This is a genomic window from Halorussus ruber, assembly GCF_004765785.1.
Lineage (GTDB): Archaea > Halobacteriota > Halobacteria > Halobacteriales > Haladaptataceae > Halorussus > Halorussus ruber.
The window spans coordinates 246,551-271,777 of record NZ_SBIT01000009.1; the positions used below are offsets into that span (position 1 = coordinate 246,551).

The following is a 25,227-nucleotide window of genomic DNA, read 5'->3' on the forward strand; positions in this document are numbered from 1 at the left end:
ACTCGGATATTTGCTCCGACAGACAGACCCGCGTCTGTTCGGTGTAGCTTCGGCAGAACGAGGCCGTCTTCCCTCGTATCTATCCCTTGTCGCCAGAACTACTTAAACGAAATCCGGTCGGACATCGATACGGCTGGCGAGTCGCTCTCTCAGGTGATGCACAGATTCGCGTCCAGTCGGTGTAGCTTCGGTAGAACGAGACCGTCTTCCCTCGTATCTATCCCTTGTCGCCAGAAGCACTTAAAGCGAATCGAGGTCCGCGTTCGAGTCGCAGTGGGTCGAGACCCCCTTTCCGGCTGAACCGCTCCTACCTCACCGAAGACAACCATAGAATTACTAAAGGGATACAAATGATTGCGGGAGAAATAATTATTAACCTCTCTGCGGTCGAAACTGGCCGGAACCCCCACTGACGGACGCCGCGGTCGTCGCCACGAACGCGAACCACAAAACCAAGTTCCCCCGGCGAACACACCCGAATAATTAGATGATAGAAGTCGAAAATCTCCGAAAGACGTACAGCGGATTTACCGCCGTCGAGGGAAGCACCTTTTCGGTCCCCGAGGGCGAAGTGTTCGGCGTCATCGGTCCCAACGGCGCGGGCAAGACCACGACGCTGAAGATGCTCGCCGGACTCGTGGAACCGACCGGCGGCACCGCCCGCGTGGCGGGCTACGACGCCCAGAACCCCGAGATGCGCAAGCACCTCGGCTTCCTGCCCGAGGAGTCGCCCCTCTACGAGGACATGACCGCGGTCTCGTACCTCCAGTTCTTCGCGGACCTCTACGACGTGCCGACCGCCGCGGCGCGCGAGCGAATCCACGACACCTTGGACCGCCTCGACTTGGAACACCGCGAGCGACCCATCGGCGACATGTCGAAGGGCATGACCCGGAAAGTCGCCATCGCGCGTTCGCTGGTCAACGACCCCGAGGTCCTCATCTACGACGAACCCGCCAGCGGTCTCGACCCCCTCACGACCAACTACATCATCGAGTTCACCCGCGAGTTGGCCGAATCCGGCAAGACCGTCGTCTTCAGCGCCCACAACCTGTTCCACGTCGAGAGCATCTGCGACCGCGTGGCAGTCATGAACGACGGTCGAATCGTCGCCCGCGGGAGCGTCGAGAACATCCGCGAGGAACACGGTCAGACCGAGTATCGCGTCTACACCACCGTCGAAGTCGAGGGGTCGGTCAAGGAGAACGGCCACTACCGCAGAACCGTCGAGAGCATGGACGCCGTCGAGGAGACCCGCGAACTCGCCGCCTCGGCCGGTGGCGAAGTCGCGGACATCCAGACCCACACCCCGAGCCTCGAAGACATCTTCCTCGACCTCGCCGAGGACTCCCCGGACGTGGAGGGCCGACCGTGAACCTCCGCAAGGTCCTCCGCATCGCGCGCTGGGAGGTCTCGAAGAACGCGGGGCAACTCGACCGCCGGGCGATTGCGGTGGGCCTCGTGGTTCTCCTCGCAGTCGGCGCGCTCACCCCGATGGTGGCCCAGCGCGGCGTCACGCTGGACGACGGCATCTATCAGGTGGGCGTCTCGCCGGAGAGTCCGTACTACGAACCGGTCGCGCAGGACCCGACGTTCGCCCCGGTGGACCCGAAAGGCACGCTCTCGACCGGCGAGGTCGGCCCGAACCCGAAGGCCGACGTGGTGGTCTGCACCGAGGAGATGGTCCGCTGCGCGCCCGGAGAAGTGGTCTGGGACGACACCCGGAAGGGGAAGGCGGCGCTCGCCGAGTTCCGCAAGACCGTCAAGCAGTACAACGACCTGCTGATGTCCCGAGAGTCGAATCAGACCGCCGCCTTCCCGGTCGAGGTCTCGCTTCGCTACGAGGAGCAGACCGGACTCAACCCCGCTGGCGCGTCTGGGTCGTCCGCGGCGCGGACGACCCGTGAGGGCGAGGAGCGACTGGGCGGCGGCCAGTCTGGAGGAACGGGCTCGCCCGGGGCGACCACCGCGCCCGGCGGAAGCGCCGGAAGTGGGACGGGCGACGGTTCGAGCGGGAGCGACGGCCCGATGCAGGCCCCCTCGGTCGGAAGCGGCGGCGGGTCGCTGTTCGGCGGGAACGCCCGCGGCGGCACTCCCTCGGACATCGCGCCGCCCTTCCCCTTCGAGTCGCTGGTGCTGGCGTTCGCGTTCGTCCTCCCGATGAACTTCGTGATTCAGGCCTACGCCTCGACGATTCTCGACGAGCGAATCAACGAGCGCGGCGAACTCCTGCTGGTCTCGCCGGTCTCGCGGGGCGACATCATCGCGGGCAAGACCCTGCCCTACCTCCTCGGGATGACCGCCATCGCCTCGATTACGGCGGTCGGCATCGCAATCCTCACGCCCGCCGCCGAGGGAGCGACGGCCGTCGCCTCGACCGCGGCGGCCTCGGTTTCCGCCGTGGTCCCCATCGCGCTCCTGTTCCTCGCCTCAGCGTTCGTCGGCGGGATGTTCGCCCGGTCGTTCAAGGAACTCACCTTCGTCACGGTGACGCTATCCGTCTTCCTGACCTCCTACGCCTTCGTCCCGGCCATCTTCACCAACGTTCACCCGGTCGCGGCCATCTCGCCGCTGACCCTCGTGGTGAAGGCCCTTCGGGGCACCGCGTTCTCGCTCGGCGAGTACGCCTTCTCTACGGGTCCGCTCTACCTCTCGGCGGGCGTGCTGTTCGCGCTCGGCGCTGGGGTCTACCGCGAGGAGGACATGTTCACTCAGCGCCCCGTGCCCCTCAAATTCCTCGACGCGCTCGACAGCCAGATCTCCGGGCGGCGCTCGATGGTCAAGCTGAGCGCGCTCTCGATTCCGTTCGTCTTCGTCGGCGAACTGCTGGCGGTGGCCCTGCTCTTTGCGCTCCCGGTGTCGCTGTCGATGCCGGTCCTGCTGGTCGCAATCGCGCTGGTCGAGGAGGTCGCCAAATCGGTCCACGTCTACGCCGGGTTCGCTCACGACAGATTCGAGCGGACCCTCCGGTCGGCCGCGACCCTCGGGTTCCTCTCGGGACTGGGGTTCTTCCTCGGCGAGAAGGCGACCGCGGTGGCCCAACTGGTCGGCCTGCCGAACCTCGAACTCGGACGGGCGGCGTTCGGCACCGTGACCGGTCTGGGCGTCGAGACCTCTCCCCTCGTCCTGCTCGGCCTGCTCTTTGCGCCCCTCGCGCTCCACACCGTCACGACGACGATTACCGCGGCCGGGGCGACCCGCGACCGCAACTGGTACGCCGGAACGCTGGTGGTGGCGACGCTGGTTCACGCCGCCTACAACCTAACGGTGGTGAGTTACCTTGGGTAAGCGCCTGACGGTCGCCAAGCGCGAGTTGGCGTCGCTCCGGAGCGAGAAGACCATCGTGCTGGCGATTCTCATCCAGTTGTTCGTCGCGGCGTTCTCGTCGTTCCTCGCGGTCGGACTGGTCTCGCTCTACGACCCCGGTTCGGTCTCGAACCAGTTCGTCGTGGAGTTCGGCGTGACCGGCGAGGCCCGCGAGGACATCGTGCCGGTCATCGAGGAGCAAGACGGGTGGCGCACACTCGAATACAGCGACGAGGACGCCGCCATGCGCGACTTCGACCGCGGAGCGATTCACGCCGTACTTAAAGTAGATCGTACGCCCGATGGGCGGGCGCGCGTGAGGGCAATCGCCCCCGATGGCAACGTCAGGACCACGCTGGTCGTGACCCAAATCAAGGGCGTGCTGGAGACCTTCGAGCGGGCCGAGCGACAGCGCCTGCGCCACAGCCTCGAACGCCAGCCGGTCGAGTTGCCCCCGGATTCGTCGTCCAGTCCCTACTTCGGGTTCACCTACACCGTGCTGGTGCCCCTGTTGACCTTCCTGCCGGTGTTCGTCAGCGGGAGCATCGCGGTGGACGCCATCGCCGAGGAGTACGACCGCGGGACGCTGGAACTCCTCCGGGTGACGCCCCTGACCGGCGTGGACATCGTGGACGGCAAGATGCTGGCGATGGGCGTCCTCGCGCCGGTGCAGGCCGGGGCGTGGCTCGCACTCCTGTCGTTCAACGGGACCGCGATTGCGAACCCCGTCGAGATTCTGCTCCTCGTGACCGGGTTCTCGGTCGGCGTGGTCACGATGGGCGCGACCGCGGCGCTGGCCTTCCGCGAGCGCAAGCAGGCTCAGTTCCTCTTCTCGATGGGCGTGCTGGTCGTGTTCAGTTCGACGTACCTCCTGCCCGAATCGCCCGCCAACGCGGTGGCGAAGCTGGCAATCGGGAGTCCGACCCAACTGACCCACCTCTCGGTCGGCGCGTATCTGGTGGTCTCGCTCGCGGCGTTCGTCGGCCTCCGGCGGTTCGTGGCGAAGCGAGGACTCGGGTCGTAGGGAATCCTCTACAATCGGTAAAGCAACAAAAGCCGTTCTCTGCGTCGGTCGGCCCGGCGCACGGCGCTCGCCGGACCGACACTTTGGATCGGGACTTGGGCCGTCACGTTTAGCCCGCTCAGTCCCGTCAGATTCCATCCATGCCTTCCGACGCCCCTCCGAGATGGGAGTATCAGGCCGTCCGGCCACCGCGGGAAACCTCCCAGAAGGAGGCCCGCGACCCGACCTCGCTCCTGAACGAACACGCCGACGACGGGTGGGAGTTCGACCAGACCATCGACTACGTGGGTGGCGGCACCAAGTTCCTCGTCTTCAGACGCCCTGCGGACGAGTCGGACGCCGAAGACAGCGACTCCGGGGCCGACGATGAGTGAGACCGGCGACTCCGACGAGATTCAGTCGGCCAACACGCTCCGCGAGCGCGTCGGCTGGAACCGGTTCTACGACTGGTTCCTGATGGACGGGAACCGATTCGTCGTGACTGGTCTGCTGGCGCTGGTCGTCTTCGGCGCGTTCGTCGGCGTCAGCACCGTCGTCGTCCCGTCGTTGCAGACCGCAATCAAGTCGGCCGACACGGTCGAGACCATGTTCTCGACCATGATTGGAAGCGTCATCACCGGGACCACGCTCGTCGTCACCATCAGCCAACTCGTCATCTCCCAAGAGAACGGCCCGCTGGGCGACCAGCGCCAGCGGATGAGCGACGCGATGGACTTCCGGACCTACGCGACCGACATCTTCGAGACGGCACCCGAGGCCGACCCCGCGAAGTTCCTCCGGCAACTGCTTGAAGCCAACGAGCGCCGGGCCGACGCCCTGGAGGAGCAACTCGCGGACAACGACGACGAGGAGCTACGCCGACAGGTCGGGGAACTCCTCGACAGCCTGCGGGAGAACGCGGACAAGACGATAGACAAGCTCGATGGGGAACAGTTCGGCACCTTCGGCGTGCTGGGCGCGGCGCTCGACTACAACTACTCGTGGAAAATCTACCAAATCGAGCGCATCACCGAGGAGTTCGCCGACAGTCTGGACGAGGACGACGACGAGGCCTTCCACGCGCTGGAGACGGCGCTGACCATGTTCGGTCCCGCCCGCGAGCAAATCAAGACGCTGTACTTCCAGTGGGAACTCGTGGACCTCTCGCGGTACATCCTCTACGCCGCAGTCCCGGCGCTGGTCGTCGCCGGGACGATGCTGGCGTTCGTCGGCGGGCCGACGTTCCCGGGCGCGACGCTCGGCGTCCCGAACGTCACGTGGGTCGTCGGGGCCGCGTTTACGATTACGCTCGTCCCGTTCCTGCTGTTTCTGACCTACATCCTGCGAGTCGTCGTCGTGGCCAAGCACACGCTGGCGATTGGCCCGTTCGTCCTCCGGCAATCGTATTCGGAGTGAACGCTCGCTCCTCGGGAGTGGGGCCGAACTTACTCCTCGTCGGTGTCGCGCCGCGCCGCCCGCTCGGCGGACTCGCGGTCCATCACTCGGCGCTGGTTCTTTTCTCCTCGCACCAGCAGGTAGAGGAGCAGGCCGCCGCCGACGCTCAGGAGCATCGCCACCACGAAAATCGCGGCTCCGGACACGACTGGAAAATCAGCCGAGGAACACGTCCACGATGTCGCTCCCGGCCGTTCCGGTGTCGCGGTAGAGTTCGGAGTAGCCGCAGTTCAGGCACGAGACGACCTGGAACTGGTTGGTCTGGATGTCGAACATCTTCGAGAGGCCGCCGCCGGTCGTCGAGATGGTCCCGACGTCGGTCTCGGTGTGGCCGCACTTCGGACAGCCGATTTCGTCGTTCGCGCCGTCGGGGGTCGGGTCGGAGGGCATGTCTGAGAGTGTTCGAGGCGTTGGCATGAGTTTTGTGGTGGTTCGGGGATGGGGAGTGGTCGTAGATAGATACGACACGGAAATAGCGACGACGGTCTCGAAAGCCCTCGCGCGGTTCGCGGTCGTTCAGCGACATATCGACGCGCGCAGTTCTGCGCGCGTCGATAGGGGTCGGCTGAAACGACTAAACTGGACGCGAACCGCGCTCGCCCTTTCAGTCCACCAGGGGCGATGACCGCTTCGCCGACCGAAACCAGTCGGTTGTGACGCTTCTCCGAACCATGTTAGTACCGCTCAGCTACGCGCGGGGCAACCCCGCCTCGGTTGTACCCCGTTTTTAACGTGGCCTACTTGGACGTCCGTCGCGTAGCTACTCCCATGTCAAAACGAGGGGGAGCCGAGACACCGCCCGGTCCCGACGGACTCCCGTTGGTGGGGAGCCTGCCAGAGTACGCCCGCGACCCGTTCGGCTTCGAGCGGCGCGTCCACCGCGAGTACGGCGACGTGGTCCGCTGGAAGGTCCCCGGCGGGTGGATGTACCACCTCGCCGACCCCGAACACATCGAACACGTCCTCGTCCGGAACAACCAGAACTACGTGAAGGGCGAGGTCTTTCAGGAGACGCTCGGCCCCGTCCTCGGCAACGGCGTGCTGAACGCCGAGGGCGAGTTCTGGCGGCGACAGCGTCATCTCGTGGAACCGGCCTTCCACCCCGACCGCATCTCGACCTACGCCGAGATGATGGTGGATGTTACCGAACGTCAGACCGGCCGCTGGCGGGCGGGCGAGATTCGGGACATCCACTCGGACATGACCGCGCTGACGCTGGAAATCATCGGGCGGGCGATGTTCGGCCTCGACCTGAGCGACGAGTCCGAGGAGGTCGGCGAGGCGCTGGAAACCGTGATGAAGGCCTCCGAGTTCTCCTACTCGGACCTCGTCCCCGAGCAGATTCCGACCCCCGAGCGTCGGCGATTCGAGAACGCCGTCGAGGACCTCAATCGCGTGGTCGCCCGAATCATCAAGGAGCGAAAGCGCAACCCGACCGACGAGGACGTGGTGTCGATGCTGCTGGCGGCCCGCGACGACGAGGGCGAGGGGATGAGCCTGCGGCAGGTCCGCGACGAGGTCATGACGCTCCTGCTGGCGGGCCACGAGACCACCGCGCTGGCGCTGACGTTCACATTCTTCCTGCTGGCCCAGCACGGCGACGTCGAGCGGAAAATCGTGCGAGAGTTGGACGAGGAGTTGGGCGGCGAGACGCCCACTTTCCGAGACCTGCCGAACCTGACCTACCTCGAGCAGGTGGTCAAGGAGTCGATGCGCCTCTACCCGCCGGTGCCGAGCATCGTGCGCGAACCGGTCGAGGACGACCGAGTCGGCGACTACCGACTCCCGGCGGGCGAGACGGTGAGCATGAGCCAGCACGTCGTCCACCGCGACCCCCGGTGGTACGACGACCCGATGGCCTTCCGACCGGAACGGTGGACCGGCGACTTCGAGCAGTCCCTGCCGCGGCTCGCGTACTTCCCGTTCGCGGCCGGGCCGCGCCGGTGCATCGGCGACCGGTTCGCCATGCTGGAGGCCCGCCTCGTGCTGGCGACGATTCTCCAGCGGTTCCACCTCGAACAGGTCTCGGGGCCGAGCATGGACCTCCGGATGAGCATCACCGCGCGACCGAAGAAGCCCGTGGAGATGAAGATTCACGAGCGCGAGGAGTGGCGCGAGAAGCAGGAGAGGACCGAGAAAGCGGTCGAGTCGCCCGCGGAGTAGGACTCCTCTATCCGAGGCCGAGGATGTCCGCGTCGGCCTCGGCGACTGGCGGGAGCAGTCGGAGGCGGGGTCGCGCGAGGAAGTAGACCGCGATGAAGCCGAACGCCGCGCCGGTCCCGTAGAGCGCGGTCGTGACGCCCACCGCGCTGGCGACCGTGCCGCCGACCAGCGACCCGACGGGCATCATCGCGCTGGCCCCGCTGGAGGTGACCGAGGTCACGCGGGCCAGCATGTCGTCGTCCGCCGCCGACTGGAGCATGGCGAAGAAGACGACGTTGAACGCGCCGGAGGGGACGAACGCCGCGAAGAACAGCGCCACGGTCGCCGAGACGCCCGGCACCGCGACCGCCGCAGACAGGCAGAGTGCCGAGACGACGAAGCACCCGACCGCGAGGCGGCCAAAGGGCAAGTCCTCGACCAGCGAGGAGGCCATCGACCCGACGAGGTTGCCCCCGGCGACCGCGGCCATCACGAGGCCGTAGGTCTCGGGGCCGCCGAGCGACTCGGCGAACGCGGGCAGGACCGCCATCGTCACGCCGAAGGTGAAGTTGACCACGACAGCGCCGACGACGATGGACGCGATGGCCGACCCCCGGAGGTAGTCGAAGCCCTCGCGGAGTCGGTCGAGGTAGTCGCCGACGGGGTCGGACGCGGGGTCCTCGGCGTCTGCTTTCGACTCCTCGCTCGCTGGGTCTGCCTCGGTGTCCGGTTCTCCGCCGTCTGCCCGCGCCTTCTCGCCCTCCGGGTCTTCTTTGGAGTCGATGGCGAGTCCCAGAAACAGGCTCAGCGCGACGACGAAGGTGACGGCGTCCACGAGGTAGATTGCGACCGCGCCGACGATTGCGATGAGCGCGCCGCTGGCGGCGTTGAACACCATGTCGAGGCTCTGTCCGGCGGCCGAGAACAGCGAGTTGGCCCGCACGAGTTGCTCGTCCTCGACGATTCGCGGCAGGGTCGCGGTCATCGCCGGAGCGTCGAACTGCGAGACCAGCGAGAGGACCGGCATGACCGCAAGCACCAGCCAGACCGACAGGTGGCCGGTCGCGGCGGCGAGCGGCACCGCGAGGACGCCGACGGCCTGCAGGGCCTGCGTCCAGACGAGGACGCGCCGGAGCGACCACCGGTCGACCAGCGGCCCGGCCAGAAACTGGAGCGCCTGCGGGCCGAAGGTCAGAAAGCTGGCGAGACCGGTGTAGAACGGTGACCCCGTCAGGTCGAAGACCAGCCACATCGCGGCGATTGCGTAGAGGCTGTCGCCCGCGTTCGTGACGACGCGCCCGGAGAACAGGCGGACGAACGACGCGTTCGAGCGGAGAGTTCCCATGGAGAAGCCCACCGGCGCGCCCCGAATAAGTGTTTGTAGAAGAACATTTCTGTGAGGCGAGTTGCAGAAACGCCGTTCTGTTCTACTCCTGTCACTCTCGGCGCTCGGCGACTAGATTCAGGTCCGCGTCGAAGGTGAAGGTGGCCGTCTCGCCGTCCAGGGTCACCGAGATTTCGACCTCCGGCGGGTCCGCGCTCTCGACGCTCATCACGTCGATTCCGAGCCAGTCGAGGTCCCAGAGCGGCGTCTCGCGCACGTCGATGCCGTGGTCGTAGTGGAACCCGACGACGGCGGGGTGGAGGAGGACTGCGGAGGGCGGGAAGGAGGTCCACTCGAACCCGCACCGGTCGCACTCGTAGCGGACCGTCGCTCTCGGTTTCTCCTCGCCGTCGAGCCAGTCGGGGGCGTCCGGCTGGCCCGCGACGACGAGACCGGCCTCGAATCGACCGTCGCAGTTCGAGCAGAAGCCGAAGTCGGCGGCGGCGTGGACGCGCTTGAGCCACTGATCCACGACTTCGGGGACCTCCGCGGGCGCGACGCCCTCCAAGATTCCGGCCGGGACGGACGTGTTGGTGAGCGTCTCCTCGCACTCGCCGCACCGGATTTCCACGCCGTCGTCGCGGAACTCGACCGCCATCCGACTGCCGCAGACGATGCACCGCGCGTCGGTCTCGACCGGGTCGGCGTCCAGAATCTTGGTGTACCCGCCGGAGAGGACCGCGCCGACGATTCGCCTGCCGGGCGGGGCGAGTTCGTAGCCCTCGTCGGCGCTCCGGACGAACCGGTCGGTGAGTTTGCCGAGGTGGTAGTTGAACTGGCCGGGGTCGTCCACGCCGACGCGCTCGCGGAGGCCCGAGAACGCGAGCGCCCCGTCGGCGTCGTTCAGGACTTCGAGGATGCGAAATCGCAGGTCGTGGGCCAGCAACTCGAAGGCCTCCTCGGGCGGGAGTCGCTCCGCGACCACTTCGTCCGGTGCTTCCTGATTGCTCTCGACTCCGCGCTCGTCGCCCGGCGCTTCCGAATTCCTTTCCACCTCGCGCTCGTCGCCCGACGCTTCGCGGTCGGGCGACGAGTTCGGCGAGCGCGGACCGTCGTCGGTGTCGGACATGTCGGCAGTTCGAACGGGACCCGTTGTAAATCGTGGCGGTGACAGGGAGATAAATATCTATTTGCTAGAAATATCGGAACAATTTCTAAAGAAATATACGGCTGTCCAAGATACCGCGCGACGGGAGAGCCGAGATAACGTCAGAGCCGCGGCTCGCACCTCGCTGGCGGGGTGCGAGCGCGCCGCGTCGCGGTCCAAAGTTTAAGCTACCACCACCTAATGATAACGCATGGCACACGACTGTTCGTTTCTCGCGGACCTCTCGCTCGACGGCGAGGTCTCGTTCGGCGAGTCGGCCCGCGAGAGTCACGCCGCGGACTTCGGCGCGGAGGAGCGCGGCGAGGGCGTCATCCCCGACGCCGTGGTCTGGCCCGAATCGACCGAGGAGGTGTCTGCGGTCCTCTCGGCCGCGAACGACCGCCGAGTCCCCGTCACGCCCTACGCGGCGGGGACGAGTCTGGAGGGCAACGCCGTGCCCGCCCACCGCGGCGTCAGCCTCGACCTCTCGCGGATGGACGCGGTACTCGACGTTCGCCCCGACGACTTCCAAATCGACGTGGAACCCGGCCTCCTCGGCGCGCAGGTGGACGAGGCGGTGGCCTCTGAGGGCCTGTTCTTCCCGCCGCTGCCCTCCTCGGGCGACATCTCGACCGTCGGCGGGATGATAGCCAACGACGCCTCCGGCATGAAGACGGTCAAGTACGGCGAGGTTTCCGACTGGGTGCTGGAGTTGGAAGTCGTCCTCGCCGACGGGTCGGTCATCACCACCGGGAGCAAGGCGGTCAAGACTTCCAGCGGATACAACCTGAAAGACCTGTTCGTCGGGAGCGAGGGCACCCTCGGCGTCGTCACCCGCGCTACTCTCGAACTCGCGGGCCGACCCGAGCAGGTTCGGGGCGCTCGCGCGCTCTTCCCGACGCTCGACGACGCCGCCGAGGCCGTCTTCGACGCGGTGCGCTCGGGCGTGGACGTGGCGACCATCGAACTCGTGGACGGAGACTCGGCCCGGATGGCCAACGCCTACACCGGCACCGACCTGCCGGACGTGCCGACCGTCTTCCTCGAATTTCACGCCAACCACGGCGTCGAGCGCGAAATCGAGTTTTGCCGGGGCGTCTTCGCCGACCACGACCTCCGGCGGTTCGACGCGGCCGAGGAGGACGCGATGGACGACCTCTGGCAGGCCCGCAAGGACCTCGCCTACGCCATCCAGCTCTGGGACCCCGACCTGACCGCGCTCCACCCCGGCGACGTGACGGTGCCGATCAGCGACTACCCCGAGATGGTCCAGTTCGTCAAGGAGCGGGCCGACGAGCGCGACCTGCTGGTTCCCTGCTTCGGCCACGCTGGCGACGGCAACCTCCACTACTCGGTGCTGGTAGACGAGGACGACCCCGAACGGGTCGAGGCCGCCCACGCCCTCTACGAAGCCACAATCGAGAAGGCAATCGACCTCGGGGGCACCGCGACCGGCGAACACGGCATCGGCCTCGGCAAGCGCGAGTTCCTCGACGCCGAACACGGCCCCGAGACGGTCGAGGCGATGCGCCGCCTCAAGCGCGCGTTCGACCCCCGAGACACTCTGAACCCGGGCAAGATGTTCCCCGAGACGGCGGACGGAGAGCGCGTCCGAGCCGAGAGCGAGCAATCTGAGTAAGGTGTGATTTAGCGATTTGCGACCAACCACCTGCACCGCTCGGTGAACCAACCGACTCCCTGGTGGACTGAAAGGGCGAGCGCGGTTCGCGGGCCTCTGGCCCGCGGTCGTCTGCGCGACCCCTATCCGACGCGCGGTTCTGCGCGCGTCGGATATGTCGCGTCAGCGACCGCGAACCGCGCGAGGGCTTTCTAACCTACATTTCTCCGGTTCTACTGACTGTTCGTGGTTTCGGTTCCAATCACGTTTCCGCCTCCGACCAAACTCCCTGAAAGACATTGATACAGACGCGGCACGAGGATTTATCACACTCGTGATACCACATCCGACCATGAGCGCCGACGACTTCGTTCCGACCCGGGACGTTCGACGCGACGACCTCACCGGCACGCTGTTCGCGGGCCTCGGCGGCGGCCCGAACCCCGGCGTCCTCGTCGTCCACGGGTCCGGAGGCGGTGGCGGCTACGAGCGCCACTACGCCCGTCGCCTCGCGCACCACGGCTACACCGCCTTCTGCGTCGAGTACTTCGGCGGGCCGGGGCGACCCGAGGGCCTCGACCGCATCCCGCTGTCGTACTTCGGGCGCGCAATCGATTGGCTCCTCGACCAACCTGAAGTGGACGCCGAGGAGGCCGACCGCGAGTGCGTCGGCGCGGTCGGGTTCTCGCGGGGCGGCGAGGCCGCGATGCTCACGGGTGCCCACTTCGACCGCGTGGGCGCTGTCGTCGCCTACTCGGCCAGCGGGTACGCCTTCCCCGCGCCGACGTGGATGCCCGGCGTCGAGGAGGAAGGCCCGGCGTGGACCCACGAGGGCGAGCCGATTCCCTACCTCCCCGTGGACGAACTCGTCGAGGCCGAGCAGGACGGCTTCGAGGACGTGGCGGAAAACGAGGACGTAGACGCCTCGTCGCTGGCGGTCGAGAACGCCACCGACGAGCAACTTCGCCGAGCCACGATTCCGGTCGAGCGAATCGACGGCCCGGTCCTCCTCGTCTCGGGCGGCGACGACGCGATTTGGCCCTCGGCCGACCTCGCCGGGGTGGCCGCCGACCGACTCGCCGAGCGCGACCACCCGTGGCCCGCCGAACATCTGGTCTACCCCGACGCGGGCCACGCGATTCGGATTCCCTACCTGCCCGACGCGAAACGGAAGCCAGAGACCTCGACCGACCCCGAGGCCCGCCACCGACTCGGCGGGACGACCGGCGCGAACGCCCGCGCCGCGGCGGACGCGTGGCAGAGCGCCCTCGACTGCCTCCGGCAGGGCCTCGGAAATCGCTGACGTTCGGTAGCGTCTCGAAAATCGCTGACTTACGTTCTCGCGGCCTGCCGTCTCACGTTCGCACGGCCCGCTATCTCACCTCCGCACGGCCCGCCACAGCACCGCGGCCGCCAGCGTTGCGCCCGCGATTCCGGCGACAGCAGGCCCCGAGGGGTACTTTCGGGTGATTTCGGTGTACTCGGTCGGTACCTCCTCGCCGCGGTCCATCCGGAGGTACTGCTCGGACCCGGCCTCCCGAATCATCTCCTCTTGCCACGTCGGGAAGGCATCCGGTACTGCGGCCGGGTCCACCAGTCGCGGCGACTCCGCCAGGTAGGCGTGGCCGCCGTGGACCACGATGCACTCGTCTGCCGCCCGGACGTTCTGGTACCAGTCCACGTCGGTGCCGTACGGCAGGGGCACGACGAATTGGTCGCCGACCTCCGAGACGAGGACCGGGGTGTCGTACTCCCGGCCCGACCGCCGCCCCACGTGGCGGACGACGCCGTAGGGGACGAGGGGCCGCCCCGCGAGGCGAAGCGTGAACGGGTTCAAGATTCGCTTGTTGAAGCCGCGAACTCGGTCCTGCACCTGTCGATAGCGTGATTCGGTTTTCCCCGACATTCCCACTCGCTTCGAATCGACGGTTTCGGACTTAATCGTTGGTTCGGCTAGGTGGTTGTGTCGTGTTTTTCGGAAAGTGGTCGGGAGATGGAATTATATAGTTACGCTTAGAAATTCTATATGTATGTTTAAGACAACTATTTACGTGTCTTAGAAATCCCTCGCGCGGTTCGCTTCGTCTCGTGACCGCGGGAAAGAGACAGAGAATCGGAGGAACCGTAGTCTCGAAAGCCCTCGCGGGCCTCGCGGTCGCTCAGCGACATATCTGACGGACGTAGTTGCGTCAGATAGGGGTCGCTGAGACGACCACGTAAACGCGAGGCCCGCTCGCCCTTTCAGTCCGCCAGGATTGCCGGTTGCCCCACGGAGCGCATCCTCGTGGTTTGTCCCACCGACCGCCCGCTGGCGGGCGGTCGGCCCGCCACTTCTCAGGACGTGACTTCGGGGAAGAACTCGCCGTGGAAGCCGAACGGGATGTGATGGGGGACGTGCGCTCGGGCCAGTTCATCGAAGCTCTCGCCGTCCAAGACGACCAGCACCGAGTCCTCGGATTCGGTGTCGAGGGCGGGCGCGAGGACCACCCCGCGGTCCTCGGGCGCTTGCTTCTCTCCTCCGCCGCCCTCGCCGTCCGCCGGTTTCGGCACGAAAATCGGCTCTCCGGCGTAGAACCCGTCTTCCCACCACTCGGTCGCTTCGCCCGTCTCGACGTTCACCTTCGCCAGTCCGTTCTGGCCCTCTCTGGCGGTGGCCTGCCCGTAGGCGTAGCGGTAGGGTTCCATCCCCGCTCGCGGGGCGATTCGCGGGAGTTCCATCCCGGTGTAGAGATTTCGGCGGTCGACGCGCCCGCCGTCGATGGGCACCCTGAATCGCGCGAGTTCGCCCTTCGCGGCGTCGAGGACGGGGCCGGGATTCGGTTCCCCGCCGGTCGCTTCTCCCGCTTTCTCCTCTCCCTCGACCGAGGACATGAACAGGTCTTCGACGATGCTGGCGTCCTCGTAGGCCACCAAGTCCACGACGAGTTCGCCCGATTCCCCGTCCTCGGCCCTGCTCTCGAAGGCGTTGACGGTGTGGAAGAAGAAAAACGGCGGCGCGGTTCGCTCGATGGCCAGATTGCCGGATTCCCTGTCGAAGGCCAGGAATCGCGTCCCGCGCTCTGGTTTCCACCGGAAGTTGTCGATGAACCCGCCGCGGCCCGGCAGGAGGAATCGCATCGGGTTCACCACGAACGGCGGTTCCACGACGACGACGTACTGCGGGGTGAGCGCGAAACTGTGGAGGTAGGCTGGCTCCTCGACTTCGAGCGACGCGATGGGGACTCTGCTCGGCCTGCCGCCCGCTGGCTGGTCGTCCAGCACGCGATAGAGGAGATACCGGTTCTTCCTGCCGAATCGGGTCGCGTACCCCACGGTCTCTCCTCGCCGGTCGTCGTGCCGGAGGTGGGCGGTGACGTGGTGGACCGTCATGTCGTCGGCGAAGGTCAACTCCCCGCGCGCCGACAGGGTCTCGGGGTCGAACCGAACGCGCCGAGGAGTCTCGGTCAGGGCGGCGTACTCCCCGCCGATGCGGGCCACGTTGACGTTGGCGTTGTCGGTCGGGTCGCTCAGGAACGACTTGAGCTGGTCGAGATAGCTCCCCGAGGTGGCGAACTGACTCGTGATTCGCTCGTCCTCGACCGCCTCGCGGTAGGCCTCGGTCCGGAGGAAGCGATTCGAGTAGAACACCCCTCCGTCTGTCCCGTCCTCCCCGCCGAACCGGAACTTGTGGAGCATCGCCAGTCCGTCGAACCAGTGTTCGACGCGCTCGCCCCCGACCTCGAACTGTCCGGGGCCGTTGCGGACCAGCGACCCCGAGAGCCACGCCGGAATCTCGCCCTCCATGTCGAGCGCGAGGTCGTCGTGTTCGGCGTCGAGCGACCGGAATCCGGGGCTGTAGGCTGGCATTTGTCACCCTAATCGACTCGCTCCTCGAAAACGGTGGTGGCTGAATCGGTCGGTGGTGTGGTTGGCGGCGATGTGACTGGCGGCGGTGGCGTCGCTGGCGCGGTCGGCGATGGCCGACTCAGTACGTGATGACCTCGTACCCCTCGGCCACGAGGTCCCGAACGCTCGGGTGGCCCTCGAACTCGGCGACTCGGTCGGCCTCGCTGTCGTCCACCTCGTCGCCGACTTTGAAGGCGTCGGCGCAGTAGTCGCAGGCGGTGACGTTCTCCGAGAGCGCGTCGTAGAGCGCGTGGTAGTCGTGATTTTCGTCTTCGAGTTCCGGAATCCACTGGGTGCCCGCGCCGTCGAAGATGACCTCGATTTCGTCGCCCTCGTCCTGAAACTCCTTGGCGGCCTGGAGGCCGTTGACGAGTCGGCCGAGGTCCGAGTGCGATTCGGTGCCCGCGAGGATTACGATTGCTGTCTGGACCATGCGAGCCGTGCTAACAGGTTTCGAGGTAAAGGTCCGCCCCTCGCGGCCGGAACTGCCTGCGTTTGTGACGCCGACTCGCTTCTCCGTGACGCCCATCTACTCTTCCCGATGGCGCGGGACCTGCCCGACCCACGGCCCGGTCACGGTGAGCGAGTTCTCGCCCGCGAGGAGACCGGTCGCTCGGTCGTATACTGCATTCCACCCGCACTTGTCCTCCCACGACTTCTCGGCGACGCGGAACTCGTCCCGGCGCTCGCCGCTCGCGGCGTCGAGGACGCTGACGTATCCTCGCTGGTCGAGGACGTAGGCCAGCGACCCGTCCGACGAGATGGCGGCAATTGCGGCCTCGCTCCGCGCGCCTCCGGCATCGAACCGCCAGTCTTCCGGGCCTCCGGAGCGCGAGAAGGCGACTACGTCCCCCGAGTCGGTGCCGACGAAGAAGGTCTCGTCGTCGCGCTCGGTGGCCCGTACCTTTCGCTCCTTCTCGTCTTTCCTCTCCCCAGAAAGCGAGGCCGTCCACCGCTTTTCCCCGGACCCGGGGTCGATTGCCGCGACCCGTCCGTCCTCGCTGGCGACGTGAATCGCTCGATCGCCGTCGTCCCCGAAGATAGACTCCCAGATTTTCTCGCCGACCTCGGTCCGCCAGCGTTCGGTCCCGTCCTCGATTGCGAAGGCGGAGACGCTCCCGTTCTCTGTCGCCGCGACCACGGTGTCGCCGACCGCGACCGGCCCGGACCAGACCTTCGCGTCTACTCCGCTCGTCCAGACCTCCTCGCCGCTCTCGGCGTCGAGCGCGACGACTCGGTGGACGAAACTGTCGTCTCGCGGGTCGGCGTTCGAGTCTCCCGAGTGCGAGACGCCGGCGATGAGGCGGTCTCCTGCTTTCGCTGGTTGCCCCCACGCGCCGCCGCCGTAGGTCTCTCGACCGCCGGCGTCGTAGCGCCACTCGACGTGGCCGGTTCGCTTGTCGAGCGAGTAGACGAGGTCCGTACCAGTCCCGAAGTAGACGCTCTCGTCCGCGACCAGCGGTACTCCGGCACCGCCTCCAGTTACCGTGAACACCCACTTCGGCTCCCCGTCGAACTGTTTCAGCGAGGCGACCCGCGAGACGAGGCCCTCGCCAGTGGAGCCGTGCTGCTCCGAGACGTAGACCGAGTACTCGTCAGTCGCGGCGGGCGACCAGCGTCGGCCGTCGAGAGTCCACCGCGGTTCGCGCCGGTCGATGCAGTGGTCCGTCTCGAACCACCAGTAGCCGCCGACGCCGACCCCGGCGGTGCCGAGCGCGGCGAGGAGTTGGCGGCGGGTCCAGTCGGGCATCGACCGGGAGGGGTCGCTCGGACGTGATAAGTTTTCTACTTTTCAGTCGTGGACCAGCACGTCCAGCACGTCCGGACCTCCCCTGTCGAGGGCATCCTCGACTGCGGACTGAATCTCGTCGGGGTCCTCGACGAGGAGGCCCCGCGCGCCGTGACTCTCGGCGTTCGCCGGGATGTCCACCGGCGGGTCGAAGTCCATCCCGACGAACTCGTGGTCGGCCTCCTCGCCGCCGAGGAGGTCGAGGGTGTTGTCCTTCAGGATGCGGTAGTTGCGGTTGTCCGGAATCACGACCGTCAGGTCCACGTCGTGTCGCGCGGCCGAGTAGAGCGTCTGCGGATAGTAGAGGTACGACCCGTCGCCGATGAATCCGAGAACGTCGCGGGGGTCGTCGGTCTGGGCCTCGGCGATGGCCGCGCCGACCGAGGCCGGGAGGCCGTAGCCCAGTCCGCCGCCCTTGTTCGAGACGTACTGCTCCGGTTCGAAGTCCCACCGGGTCAGCATGGCGTACTTGGCGGTGACGCCCTCGTCAACGACGTAGGCGTCGGGGGCCGCCGCTTTCAGGGCGTCCACGAGGTCGGCCTTCGAGGCGCGCGGGTCGTCGGCCTCGTCCTCGCCCATCTCGGTCATCTTGGCCTCGACCATCTGCTGGACCGCCTCGACGCGTTCGAGGCGGTCCTCGCGCCCTTCGTCGCCGACCCGGTCGCGGAGTCGGTCGGCCAGTTCGGCCAGCGCCCTGCCGGGGTCGGCCACGATGGCGGCGTCCGCTGGCTGGTTCTTGCCGACCTGCCACGCGTCGTCGCTGACGTGGACGCAGGTGGTCTCCTCGGCGACCAAGTCGCGCTCGTGGCGGGTCAGCGTCGTGTTGGTCGAGGTTCCGGCGAAGACGACGTTGTCCGCGCCGAGCAGGGCCGCCGCGAGGTCCTCGTCCGGCGGGATGTAGGAGACCCACTGGTCGTGGCCGGTCGGGAAGTCGATTTCGCAGGCCAGAATCTCGCCGTGGACCCTCGCCCCGGCGGCCTCGGCGAACTCGACCGCCGCCTCGACCGCATCGACTCCCGACCGAGCCACGCCGTCGCCGACGACGAGCGCCACGTCCTCGGCGGGGTCCGCGAGCAGGTCCGCGGCGCGAGCTATCTGGGTCGGGTCGCCCCGGCCCGCGTCGGGAATCTGGCCGAGGCGCTCGGGCGTCTCGTCGGTCTCGGCCAGCATTACGTCGAGCGGGAGCGCCAGAAAGACCGGGCCGGTCGGCGGCGTGAGCGCGACCCGGAAGGCCCGCCGGAGCATCGTCGGCAGGGCGCTCACGTCTCGGACCTCGTCGCTCCACTTGGCGAACTCGTCGGCCATCTCCACGAGGTCTCCCGACAGAATCGGCTCCTCGTGGCGGAAGTCGGTGCTGTGGTTCCCGGCGGTGACGACGAGAGGAGCCCCCGCCACGCTCGCGCCGTAGAGGTTGCCGAGGCCGTGGGCGAGGCCCGGCGCGATGTGGAGGTTCACGACGCCGACGGGGTTGACGGAATCGGTGGCGGTGGGGTCGTAACCGCCGTCCTCGACGCTTTCGCCGCCCTCCCGGCTCGCGCGGTCGGCGCGGTCGGCGCGGTCGGCGTGATATCGTCGCGTGCTAGCATAGCCTGCGGCCATCCCGACCGCCACGTCCTCGTGGAGTCCGAGGACGTATTCGAGGCCGCTGTCGCCGAGCGCGTCCATCACGGGCAGTTCCGTGGTTCCGGGGTTGCCGAAGACGTGCGAGACGCCGTACTCCTCTAAGGCGTCCACGAACAGGTCGGCTCCGGTGTATTCGTCGCCCATGGACGTGTGGTTCGCAACCGCGTGCCAAAGGTGTTCGGCCGTGTTCGATTGATTTCCCCTCCATTCGGTTTCGGTCGGTGGACCAACCGTTATCCTGGTGGACTGAAAGGGCGAGCGGGACTCACGGGCCGGAGGCCCGTGGTCGTCTCAGCCGACCTCTATCCGCCGCGCGCGGTTCTGCGCGCGGCGGATATGTCGCTGAGCGACCGTGAGGTCCGCGAGGGCTTTCGAAGACATTGCGGTTTCATCTACTCTGCGGTTCGTTTTCGAGGCCCTCGTCGCTGTTTCCGTGACGTGTCCGAACACCTATCGGAATCCCTCTCACCGACCAGTAGTCAAATTTCCAACCACCGCGTTTCACCAATCTTTTTACGTGTCTCCGCGCAGTTGTCGTGCGTACTCACACCAGACCCCGCGGTCCACACCCCGAACTCATCCATGTCCGAGAAGCCGTCACCGCTGTTGCCCGACGACGAACAGTCGCGCGACCGACTCCGCGCCGCGCTGGCGGTGTTCTGCGTCCTCGCGGTCCTCCTCGCGGGGACCGTCGTGCCCGCGGTCTCGGGTGCTGGACTGGGCCAGACTCCTCTCGGCTCGGCCGTCCCGACGCCGAACGTCGACGTCGGGGGCATGAACGGCGGCGGAGGAGGCGGAGGCGCGGCCGGTGGCGGCCTCGGCGCGCTCAATCCCGGCGACCAGACCTCGCTCGGCGGGTCGCTCGCGGAGAACCAGAGCGCCTTCCAGTCCCAGAACGCCGAGGTCCACTTCCGGGTTCGGAGTACCTCGGCGTCCTACTGGCGGACCGGCGCGTACGACCAGTACACCGGGTCGGGGTGGGAGCAGTCGGGCGACCGCCAGCCCTACTCCGGTCCCGTCAGGAGCGGCGGGATTCAGGGCGAGCGCGTCCAGTACCGGGTCACGCTCGGCCAGTCGGCCACCGCGCTCCCGAGCGTCTGGCGGGCCAACTCGGTCTCCCAGTCGGCGACCGACTCGCTCTACGTGACCGACCAGCGCGCGTTCGAGACCGGCGATCCGGTGCCCGCCGGGACCACCTACTCGGGGGTCAGCCATCGCCCGGCGCGGGACCCCACCGTCCTCCGGGCCGCGGGCACCGACTACCCGAGCGAAATCGAGCGCCGGTACACCGCGCTTCCGGAGGACTCCGAGCACCGGGTCGCCGGGTTCACCGACCGACTCACCGCCGGTTCCTCCTCGGCCTACGAGTCGGCGATGCGAATCGAGTCGTGGCTGGAGTCGAACAAGAACTACTCGCTGAACGTCTCGAAGCCCTCCGGCGGGGACTCGGCCTCCGAGTTCATCTTCGAGATGGAGGAGGGCTACTGCGAGTACTTCGCCACCTCGATGACCGTGATGCTCCGGTCCCAGGACATCCCGGCCCGCTACGTCGTTGGCTACTCGACCGGCCAGAAGGTCGGGTCGAACACCTACAAAGTCCGGGCGATGAACGCCCACGCGTGGGTCGAGGTCTACTTCCCCGAGGTCGGGTGGGTCCGGTTCGACCCCACGCCCGGACAGGAGCGGCTGCAGTCCGAGCGCCGGGCTTTCCAGAACCAGACCCAGAACGACCCGCGGCAGTACGACCACACCGAGTCGGGAAGCCCCGGCGAGGAGTTCTCGCCGACGGACTCGGACTCCGGAACCCCCGGAACCGGAACCGCCACGACCGGCGGGTCCGGAACCGGCGACTCGCCCGGAACGGGGCCGGGCACCGCAACCTCCTCGGGAACCGGGACCTCCGTCGAGGACGGCACGCCGACGACCGGCGAGTCCGGCGAATCGGGCGACTCGACTGACCCCGAAGGAACGACCGCGGCCCCCGGCGAGACGACAACGACTTCCGGCGACTCGAACGACTCCGGAGACGACGTAAAGACTTCCAGCGGGTACGACGTCGAACTCAACCGGACGCCGGTCCCCGGCGCGACGGTCGAGGTCACGGTCACGGACAACGTCAGCACCGTCATCGGCGCGCCCGTCTTCTTCAACGGCGAGCGCGTCGGCGTCACCGACGAGGGCGGGACCGTGACCGCACAAGTCCCCTACGTCGAGACGCTGAAAATCCGGGTCGGCGGCTCGGACAGCGCGAGCGCGCTGTCCGCGTCGGGCGAAATTGCAGGGCATTCGGGCGCGACGGGAGAGGATTCGAGCGAGATTGCAGAGCATTCTGAATCGGCGGTAAAGCATTCATATTCATCTTTTAAGACAGAATTTTCAATGCCTAGGAACCAGATACAATTGTCCGGGCCGCCGCTCGACTCCGACGCGGTCTTCTCGTTGGCTGGTCCGCCGCCGACCGGCGTGAATCTCCGGCCCGCGCCGACCGGCGTGAAATCCCGCTCGTCGTCGCTCGCTTCCGCGAAACCACCCCAGAAACTCCCGCTCGGCAACGAGACCAACGGCACCGGCTACTCGCTGGCGACGAACGCCACGCTCGCGGTCTCCGGCGACGCGATAGCCGGGAGCGAAGTCGTCGTGACCGCGACGGTCCGCGGCGTCCCGGTCCGGAACGCCGAGGTCACGCTCGGCGACGAGACGGTGGGCACGACGGGCAAGAACGGCCGCGTCGAGGTCCGAATCCCCGACTCGCCCGGCAACTTCACGCTCGCCGTCTCTCGCGGCCCTGTCGAGGGCGAGACGACCCTCGTCGTCCCGACGCTCGAACTCTCGACCGACCCGAAACTCCCGCTCGCGCTCCCCGGCACGGGAGTCGAAATCTGCGCGACCTACGGCGGCGACCCCATCAGCGACGCGCAGGTCCGGGTCGGCGGCGCGAACCACACCACCGACATCAACGGCACCGCCACCGCCTCGCTCCCCTTCAGCGGGAGCGCACAAATCGTCGCCTCGGCCCGCGGGCAGACCCGCCGGACGACCGTCTCGGGCCTGTTCGTCAACCTCGCGGGCGTCTCGGCCGCCGCGCTCGCCGCCCTCGGCGCTCTCGGGTTCGCCTCCCGGCGCACCGGTATCGGCCCGCGGCAGGTCGCGGCGGCCCTCCTCGGCGCGGTTCGGGCGCTCCCGGACCTCGCCGTCGCGGCGCTGTTCGGCGCGGCCGACCGCCTCTCGTGGGCCGTAGAGCGCCTCCTCGACGCGCTCGCCGACCTCCGGTCGGGCGAGGTCTCGGTCCGCGAACTGATAGCGCGATTCCGGGCGTGGTTCGCCGAGCGACTCGACACCGCCCGCGAGAACAGTCGGGAGTCGCTGGCCGGGTTCGTCGGCGACTCGTCGCCCGACGCCGCTGACGACGCCCGGCGAGACGAGTCCTACCGGACGCTCAGGGAGTCGTGGGACTCGTTCCTCCGGGTGGTCTCGGTCCGGCGGCCCGACGCGATGACGCCCGGCGAACTCGCCGACCACGCCGTCACCGAGGACGACCTGCCGCCCGGCGCGGTCGTCACGCTCCGGGACGCCTTCCGCGACGTGGAGTACGGCGCGCGCTCGCCGGACGACCGACTCCCGAGAGTCGAGGAGGCCATCGCGGAAATCGAGCGAGCGAGACGCGAGCAGGCCGAACGAGACGAGAGCGCCGACGAGTCCGACGGGACCGGAGCGACGGACCACCACACCATCGCCGACATCGTGGGGGGTGACGACTGATGCGCGCTCGCCTCCTCGGCGGCCTCGGCGCGCTCCTGACGCTGGTCGCGGGGGCTGTCGTCGTCTCGCCGGACCTCGCCGCCTCCCTCTCGGCGGTCGTCTCGGCGCTCGAATCGCAGGGTCCCGAGCGCCTCCTGCTGGTCCTCGGGGCGGCGGTCGGCCTCTACGCGGCGTGGGCCGCCCGGACCGGCACGCCCGAGCGGTCCGCGGTCGAGGGTCCGGCGGCCAGATTCGAGGGCGCTAACGGGGGCAACGCGCCGGAGACGGTGAGCGCGGCCGACCGCGTCCTGACCGGCGAGGCGCTGGACGACCGCATCGCGGCGGCCTGCGAGGGCGACGACCGGGCGCTCCGGGCGGTCCGGTCGAACCTCGCCGCGACCGCCGCCAGCGCCCGCGCTCGGTCCGCCGACCGGACGCCCGAACAAGCACGCCGGGAGGTCCGGTCCGGCGCGTGGACCGACGACGACATCGCGGCCGCCCTCCTCGCGGACGAGGAGGGTCCCGACTTCCCCCTGCTGGCCCGTCTCAGAGCGTGGCTCGACCCCGAGACCGAGCGCCAGCGCCGCATCGACAGGACGATTGGGGCGGTCGAACGCATCTTCGAGAATCGAGGGGGAGATGGCGCGACGAGTCCCGACGACGGCGGCGACGACCCCGAACAGGAGGCCGACCGATGAGCCGGGACCGACTCCGCGAGCGAGTCCCCCGGTTCCGTGGCTCGCTGGCCGGAACGTTGCTCTTGACCACGCTCGGCCTGCTGTACGCCGACGCAAGACTGTTCGCGGCCGCGGTCGTCCCGCTTTCCTACGTGGCCTTCGGGGCGCTCTCGTCGCTCTCCGGCGCGGCCGAACCCGAAATCGAGCGGACCTTCGACGCCGCGAGCCCGCCGCCGGGGAGCGAGGTCGAGGTCACCCTCACGGTCCGGAACGCTGGCGAGTCGGCGCTGACCGACGTGCGAGTCGTGGACGGCGTCCCCGACGAGTTGTCCGTGGTCTCCGGCTCTCCTCGGGCCGCGCTCGCGCTCCGACCGGACGAGGAGGCCACCGTCTCCTACTCGGTCGTCGCCAAGCGCGGCGAGTACGACTTCGACGACCCCGCGGTCAGGGTCCGGACCGCCAGCGCGACCGACCGGGCCACCCTCGCGGTCGAGGCCTCGGGCGAGACGACCCTCGACTGCGCTCGCTCCGTCTCGGACCCGCCCTTCGGGGAGGCCTCGCCCCGTCGGGTCGGGACCCACACCACCGACTCGGGCGGCGAAGGCGTCGAGTTCCACTCGACCCGCGAGTACCGCCCCGGCGACCCCATCAGTCGCATCGACTGGCGGCGCTTCGGCAAGACCGGCGACCTCACGACCGTCGAGTTCCGCGAGGAGCGCGCGGCCCGGACCGTGGTCGTGGTGGACGCCCGGCCGGTCACCAGAACGACCCCGAGCGCGGGCTATCCTAACGGCGCGGAACTCTGCGCCTACGCGGGCGAACAATTATACGACGCGCTGACCGCGGCGAACGTGGCGACCAGCGTGACCGCGCTCGGCCTCGGCGACGAGGACGTTCCGGGCGGCCTCCCGGCCGACGACCTGCTCTGGGCGGCCTCCGACGGCGGGTCGAGCGCCCGACTCGTCTTCGAGGCAATCGGGAGCGCCGCCGACCGCGATAGCTCCGAGGAGGTCCCCGGCGACGGGACTGGGGCCGGTGCGAAGTCTGATTCCGGGCCGGACGCGGGGCAATCGCCCGACTCGGCCTCGCCCTCGTCTGAAACTCCGACTGAACATCCGGCAGCGACCGACGGCGGTGAACAGACCGACAACGGGACCGAGGACCCGACCGTCCGGGCGCTCCTCGCTCGACTCCCGGCCGACGCGCAGGTCGTGCTGGTCTCGCCCGTGCTGGACGACTGGCCGCTCTCGCTGGCCCGGTCGGTGTCGGCGCGGGGCCACGACCTCGCGGTCCTGAGTCCCGACGTGACCGGCGGCGCGTCGTCGGCCGGGGAGTCGTCGGCCGGGGAGTCGCCGACCGGCGACTCCTCGCCCGGAGCGTCGCCCGGCCGAGCGATTGCGGGGACCCGCCGGGAGATTCGGCTCTGGGACCTCCGGACGACCGGTGCCGACACCGTGGACTGGTCGGTCTCCGACCCGCTGGGAATCGCGCTCGAACGCTCGCTGCAGACGCTGCTCTAA

At 68.0% G+C, this 25,227-nt stretch carries 20 protein-coding genes; 11 read left to right on the forward strand and 9 right to left on the reverse strand.

The genetic code is table 11. The features are described from left to right. Nucleotides 1–487 precede the first annotated feature (487 nt). The 5 genes from EPL01_RS15815 (at nt 488) to EPL01_RS15835 (ending at nt 5,725) form a co-directional block, all read left to right on the forward strand. Nucleotides 488–1,375: an ABC transporter ATP-binding protein gene (locus EPL01_RS15815; protein WP_135826241.1), complete on the forward strand. Its 888-nt coding sequence runs from the start codon at nt 488–490 to the stop codon at nt 1,373–1,375. After that, a complete protein-coding gene (locus EPL01_RS15820) occupies nt 1,372–3,288 on the forward strand; it encodes an ABC transporter permease subunit (protein ID WP_135826242.1) in 1,917 nt (638 codons plus the stop codon). Before EPL01_RS15815 ends, EPL01_RS15820 begins: the two co-directional genes overlap by 4 nt. After that, a complete protein-coding gene (locus tag EPL01_RS15825) occupies nt 3,281–4,330 on the forward strand; it encodes an ABC transporter permease (RefSeq protein ID WP_135826243.1) in 1,050 nt (349 codons plus the stop codon). Before EPL01_RS15820 ends, EPL01_RS15825 begins: the two co-directional genes overlap by 8 nt. Before the next feature lie 140 nt (nt 4,331–4,470). Further along, nucleotides 4,471–4,704, forward strand: a complete 234-nt coding sequence (locus EPL01_RS15830; RefSeq protein ID WP_135826244.1) for a DUF4177 domain-containing protein — start codon at nt 4,471–4,473, stop codon at nt 4,702–4,704. Further along, nucleotides 4,697–5,725: a DUF7972 family membrane protein gene (locus tag EPL01_RS15835; protein WP_135826245.1), complete on the forward strand. Its 1,029-nt coding sequence runs from the start codon at nt 4,697–4,699 to the stop codon at nt 5,723–5,725. The genes EPL01_RS15830 and EPL01_RS15835 overlap by 8 nt, the downstream gene beginning before the upstream one ends. 29 nt (nt 5,726–5,754) lie before the next feature. On the opposite strand, the gene EPL01_RS21780 is transcribed toward EPL01_RS15835, so the two are convergent. Beyond that, the gene (locus tag EPL01_RS21780; RefSeq protein ID WP_168215923.1) at nt 5,755–5,910 is read right to left on the reverse strand and encodes a DUF8143 family protein; all 156 of its coding nucleotides are present in this window, start codon (nt 5,908–5,910) and stop codon (nt 5,755–5,757) included. A 10-nt stretch (nt 5,911–5,920) separates the two neighbouring features. Further along, a complete protein-coding gene (locus tag EPL01_RS15840; RefSeq protein WP_135826246.1) occupies nt 5,921–6,154 on the reverse strand; it encodes a zinc ribbon domain-containing protein in 234 nt (77 codons plus the stop codon). 378 nt (nt 6,155–6,532) lie between these two features. Here EPL01_RS15840 and EPL01_RS15845 point away from each other — a divergent pair, with 378 nt between their 5' ends. Further along, nucleotides 6,533–7,927: a cytochrome P450 gene (locus EPL01_RS15845; protein ID WP_135826247.1), complete on the forward strand. Its 1,395-nt coding sequence runs from the start codon at nt 6,533–6,535 to the stop codon at nt 7,925–7,927. Between the two features lie 7 nt (nt 7,928–7,934). Here EPL01_RS15845 and EPL01_RS15850 read toward each other — a convergent pair whose 3' ends face one another. Together EPL01_RS15850 and EPL01_RS15855 are read right to left on the reverse strand one after the other, a co-directional pair. Continuing rightward, complete coding sequence (locus EPL01_RS15850; protein WP_135826248.1) at nt 7,935–9,251, reverse strand: MFS transporter; 1,317 nt, start codon at nt 9,249–9,251, stop codon at nt 7,935–7,937. A 91-nt stretch (nt 9,252–9,342) separates the two neighbouring features. Beyond that, on the reverse strand, nt 9,343–10,359 hold the full coding sequence (locus tag EPL01_RS15855) for a winged helix-turn-helix domain-containing protein (RefSeq protein WP_246045717.1): 1,017 nt from the start codon (nt 10,357–10,359) through the stop codon (nt 9,343–9,345). Between the two features lie 229 nt (nt 10,360–10,588). Between EPL01_RS15855 and EPL01_RS15860 the strand changes: the two genes are divergently transcribed. Beyond that, nucleotides 10,589–12,016 carry an FAD-binding oxidoreductase gene (locus tag EPL01_RS15860; RefSeq protein ID WP_135826249.1) on the forward strand — a complete coding sequence of 476 codons (1,428 nt, stop codon included), beginning with the start codon at nt 10,589–10,591 and terminating at the stop codon, nt 12,014–12,016. 331 nt (nt 12,017–12,347) lie between these two features. Continuing rightward, nucleotides 12,348–13,298 (forward strand): acyl-CoA thioester hydrolase/BAAT C-terminal domain-containing protein, encoded by a 951-nt coding sequence (locus EPL01_RS15865; protein WP_168215931.1) that lies wholly within the window; start codon nt 12,348–12,350, stop codon nt 13,296–13,298. Between the two features lie 75 nt (nt 13,299–13,373). Here the strand turns inward: EPL01_RS15865 and EPL01_RS15870 are convergent, their stop codons facing one another. The 5 genes from EPL01_RS15870 to EPL01_RS15890 form a co-directional block, all read right to left on the reverse strand. Then, nucleotides 13,374–13,901 (reverse strand): nitroreductase family deazaflavin-dependent oxidoreductase, encoded by a 528-nt coding sequence (locus EPL01_RS15870; RefSeq protein WP_210424170.1) that lies wholly within the window; start codon nt 13,899–13,901, stop codon nt 13,374–13,376. A 428-nt stretch (nt 13,902–14,329) separates the two neighbouring features. Next, nucleotides 14,330–15,841 (reverse strand): carotenoid oxygenase family protein, encoded by a 1,512-nt coding sequence (locus tag EPL01_RS15875; RefSeq protein WP_135826251.1) that lies wholly within the window; start codon nt 15,839–15,841, stop codon nt 14,330–14,332. A 118-nt stretch (nt 15,842–15,959) separates the two neighbouring features. Next, complete coding sequence (locus EPL01_RS15880; RefSeq protein ID WP_135826252.1) at nt 15,960–16,313, reverse strand: DsrE family protein; 354 nt, start codon at nt 16,311–16,313, stop codon at nt 15,960–15,962. 96 nt (nt 16,314–16,409) lie between these two features. Continuing rightward, a complete protein-coding gene (locus tag EPL01_RS15885) occupies nt 16,410–17,630 on the reverse strand; it encodes an outer membrane protein assembly factor BamB family protein (RefSeq protein ID WP_135826253.1) in 1,221 nt (406 codons plus the stop codon). A 42-nt stretch (nt 17,631–17,672) separates the two neighbouring features. Then, on the reverse strand, nt 17,673–19,436 hold the full coding sequence (locus EPL01_RS15890; RefSeq protein ID WP_135826254.1) for a thiamine pyrophosphate-binding protein: 1,764 nt from the start codon (nt 19,434–19,436) through the stop codon (nt 17,673–17,675). A gap of 438 nt (nt 19,437–19,874) precedes the next feature. Here EPL01_RS15890 and EPL01_RS15895 point away from each other — a divergent pair, with 438 nt between their 5' ends. Genes EPL01_RS15895 through EPL01_RS15905 form a run of 3 tightly spaced genes read left to right on the forward strand, consistent with a single transcriptional unit; the run spans nt 19,875 to nt 25,227 of the window. Beyond that, nucleotides 19,875–23,051: a transglutaminaseTgpA domain-containing protein gene (locus EPL01_RS15895; protein WP_168215932.1), complete on the forward strand. Its 3,177-nt coding sequence runs from the start codon at nt 19,875–19,877 to the stop codon at nt 23,049–23,051. After that, nucleotides 23,051–23,728, forward strand: a complete 678-nt coding sequence (locus EPL01_RS15900; RefSeq protein WP_135826256.1) for a DUF7269 family protein — start codon at nt 23,051–23,053, stop codon at nt 23,726–23,728. The genes EPL01_RS15895 and EPL01_RS15900 overlap by 1 nt, the downstream gene beginning before the upstream one ends. Next, nucleotides 23,725–25,227, forward strand: a complete 1,503-nt coding sequence (locus EPL01_RS15905) for a DUF58 domain-containing protein (RefSeq protein ID WP_135826257.1) — start codon at nt 23,725–23,727, stop codon at nt 25,225–25,227. The genes EPL01_RS15900 and EPL01_RS15905 overlap by 4 nt, the downstream gene beginning before the upstream one ends.

What these genes read in the sequence shown, in the direction of transcription:
- EPL01_RS15830 (WP_135826244.1), top strand. Translation starts at nt 4,471, where the DNA reads ATGCCTTCCGACGCCCCTCCGAGATGGGAGTATCAGGCCGTCCGGCCA.
- EPL01_RS15840 (WP_135826246.1), bottom strand. Translation starts at nt 6,154, where the DNA reads ATGCCCTCCGACCCGACCCCCGACGGCGCGAACGACGAAATCGGCTGT.
- EPL01_RS15890 (WP_135826254.1), bottom strand. Translation starts at nt 19,436, where the DNA reads ATGGGCGACGAATACACCGGAGCCGACCTGTTCGTGGACGCCTTAGAG.
- EPL01_RS15870 (WP_210424170.1), bottom strand. Translation starts at nt 13,901, where the DNA reads ATGTCGGGGAAAACCGAATCACGCTATCGACAGGTGCAGGACCGAGTT.
- EPL01_RS15845 (WP_135826247.1), top strand. Translation starts at nt 6,533, where the DNA reads ATGTCAAAACGAGGGGGAGCCGAGACACCGCCCGGTCCCGACGGACTC.
- EPL01_RS15860 (WP_135826249.1), top strand. Translation starts at nt 10,589, where the DNA reads ATGGCACACGACTGTTCGTTTCTCGCGGACCTCTCGCTCGACGGCGAG.
- EPL01_RS15815 (WP_135826241.1), top strand. Translation starts at nt 488, where the DNA reads ATGATAGAAGTCGAAAATCTCCGAAAGACGTACAGCGGATTTACCGCC.
- EPL01_RS15850 (WP_135826248.1), bottom strand. Translation starts at nt 9,251, where the DNA reads ATGGGAACTCTCCGCTCGAACGCGTCGTTCGTCCGCCTGTTCTCCGGG.
- EPL01_RS15865 (WP_168215931.1), top strand. Translation starts at nt 12,348, where the DNA reads ATGAGCGCCGACGACTTCGTTCCGACCCGGGACGTTCGACGCGACGAC.
- EPL01_RS15885 (WP_135826253.1), bottom strand. Translation starts at nt 17,630, where the DNA reads ATGCCCGACTGGACCCGCCGCCAACTCCTCGCCGCGCTCGGCACCGCC.
- EPL01_RS15895 (WP_168215932.1), top strand. Translation starts at nt 19,875, where the DNA reads ATGTCCGAGAAGCCGTCACCGCTGTTGCCCGACGACGAACAGTCGCGC.
- EPL01_RS15835 (WP_135826245.1), top strand. Translation starts at nt 4,697, where the DNA reads ATGAGTGAGACCGGCGACTCCGACGAGATTCAGTCGGCCAACACGCTC.
- EPL01_RS15905 (WP_135826257.1), top strand. Translation starts at nt 23,725, where the DNA reads ATGAGCCGGGACCGACTCCGCGAGCGAGTCCCCCGGTTCCGTGGCTCG.
- EPL01_RS15875 (WP_135826251.1), bottom strand. Translation starts at nt 15,841, where the DNA reads ATGCCAGCCTACAGCCCCGGATTCCGGTCGCTCGACGCCGAACACGAC.
- EPL01_RS15900 (WP_135826256.1), top strand. Translation starts at nt 23,051, where the DNA reads ATGCGCGCTCGCCTCCTCGGCGGCCTCGGCGCGCTCCTGACGCTGGTC.
- EPL01_RS15880 (WP_135826252.1), bottom strand. Translation starts at nt 16,313, where the DNA reads ATGGTCCAGACAGCAATCGTAATCCTCGCGGGCACCGAATCGCACTCG.
- EPL01_RS15855 (WP_246045717.1), bottom strand. Translation starts at nt 10,359, where the DNA reads ATGTCCGACACCGACGACGGTCCGCGCTCGCCGAACTCGTCGCCCGAC.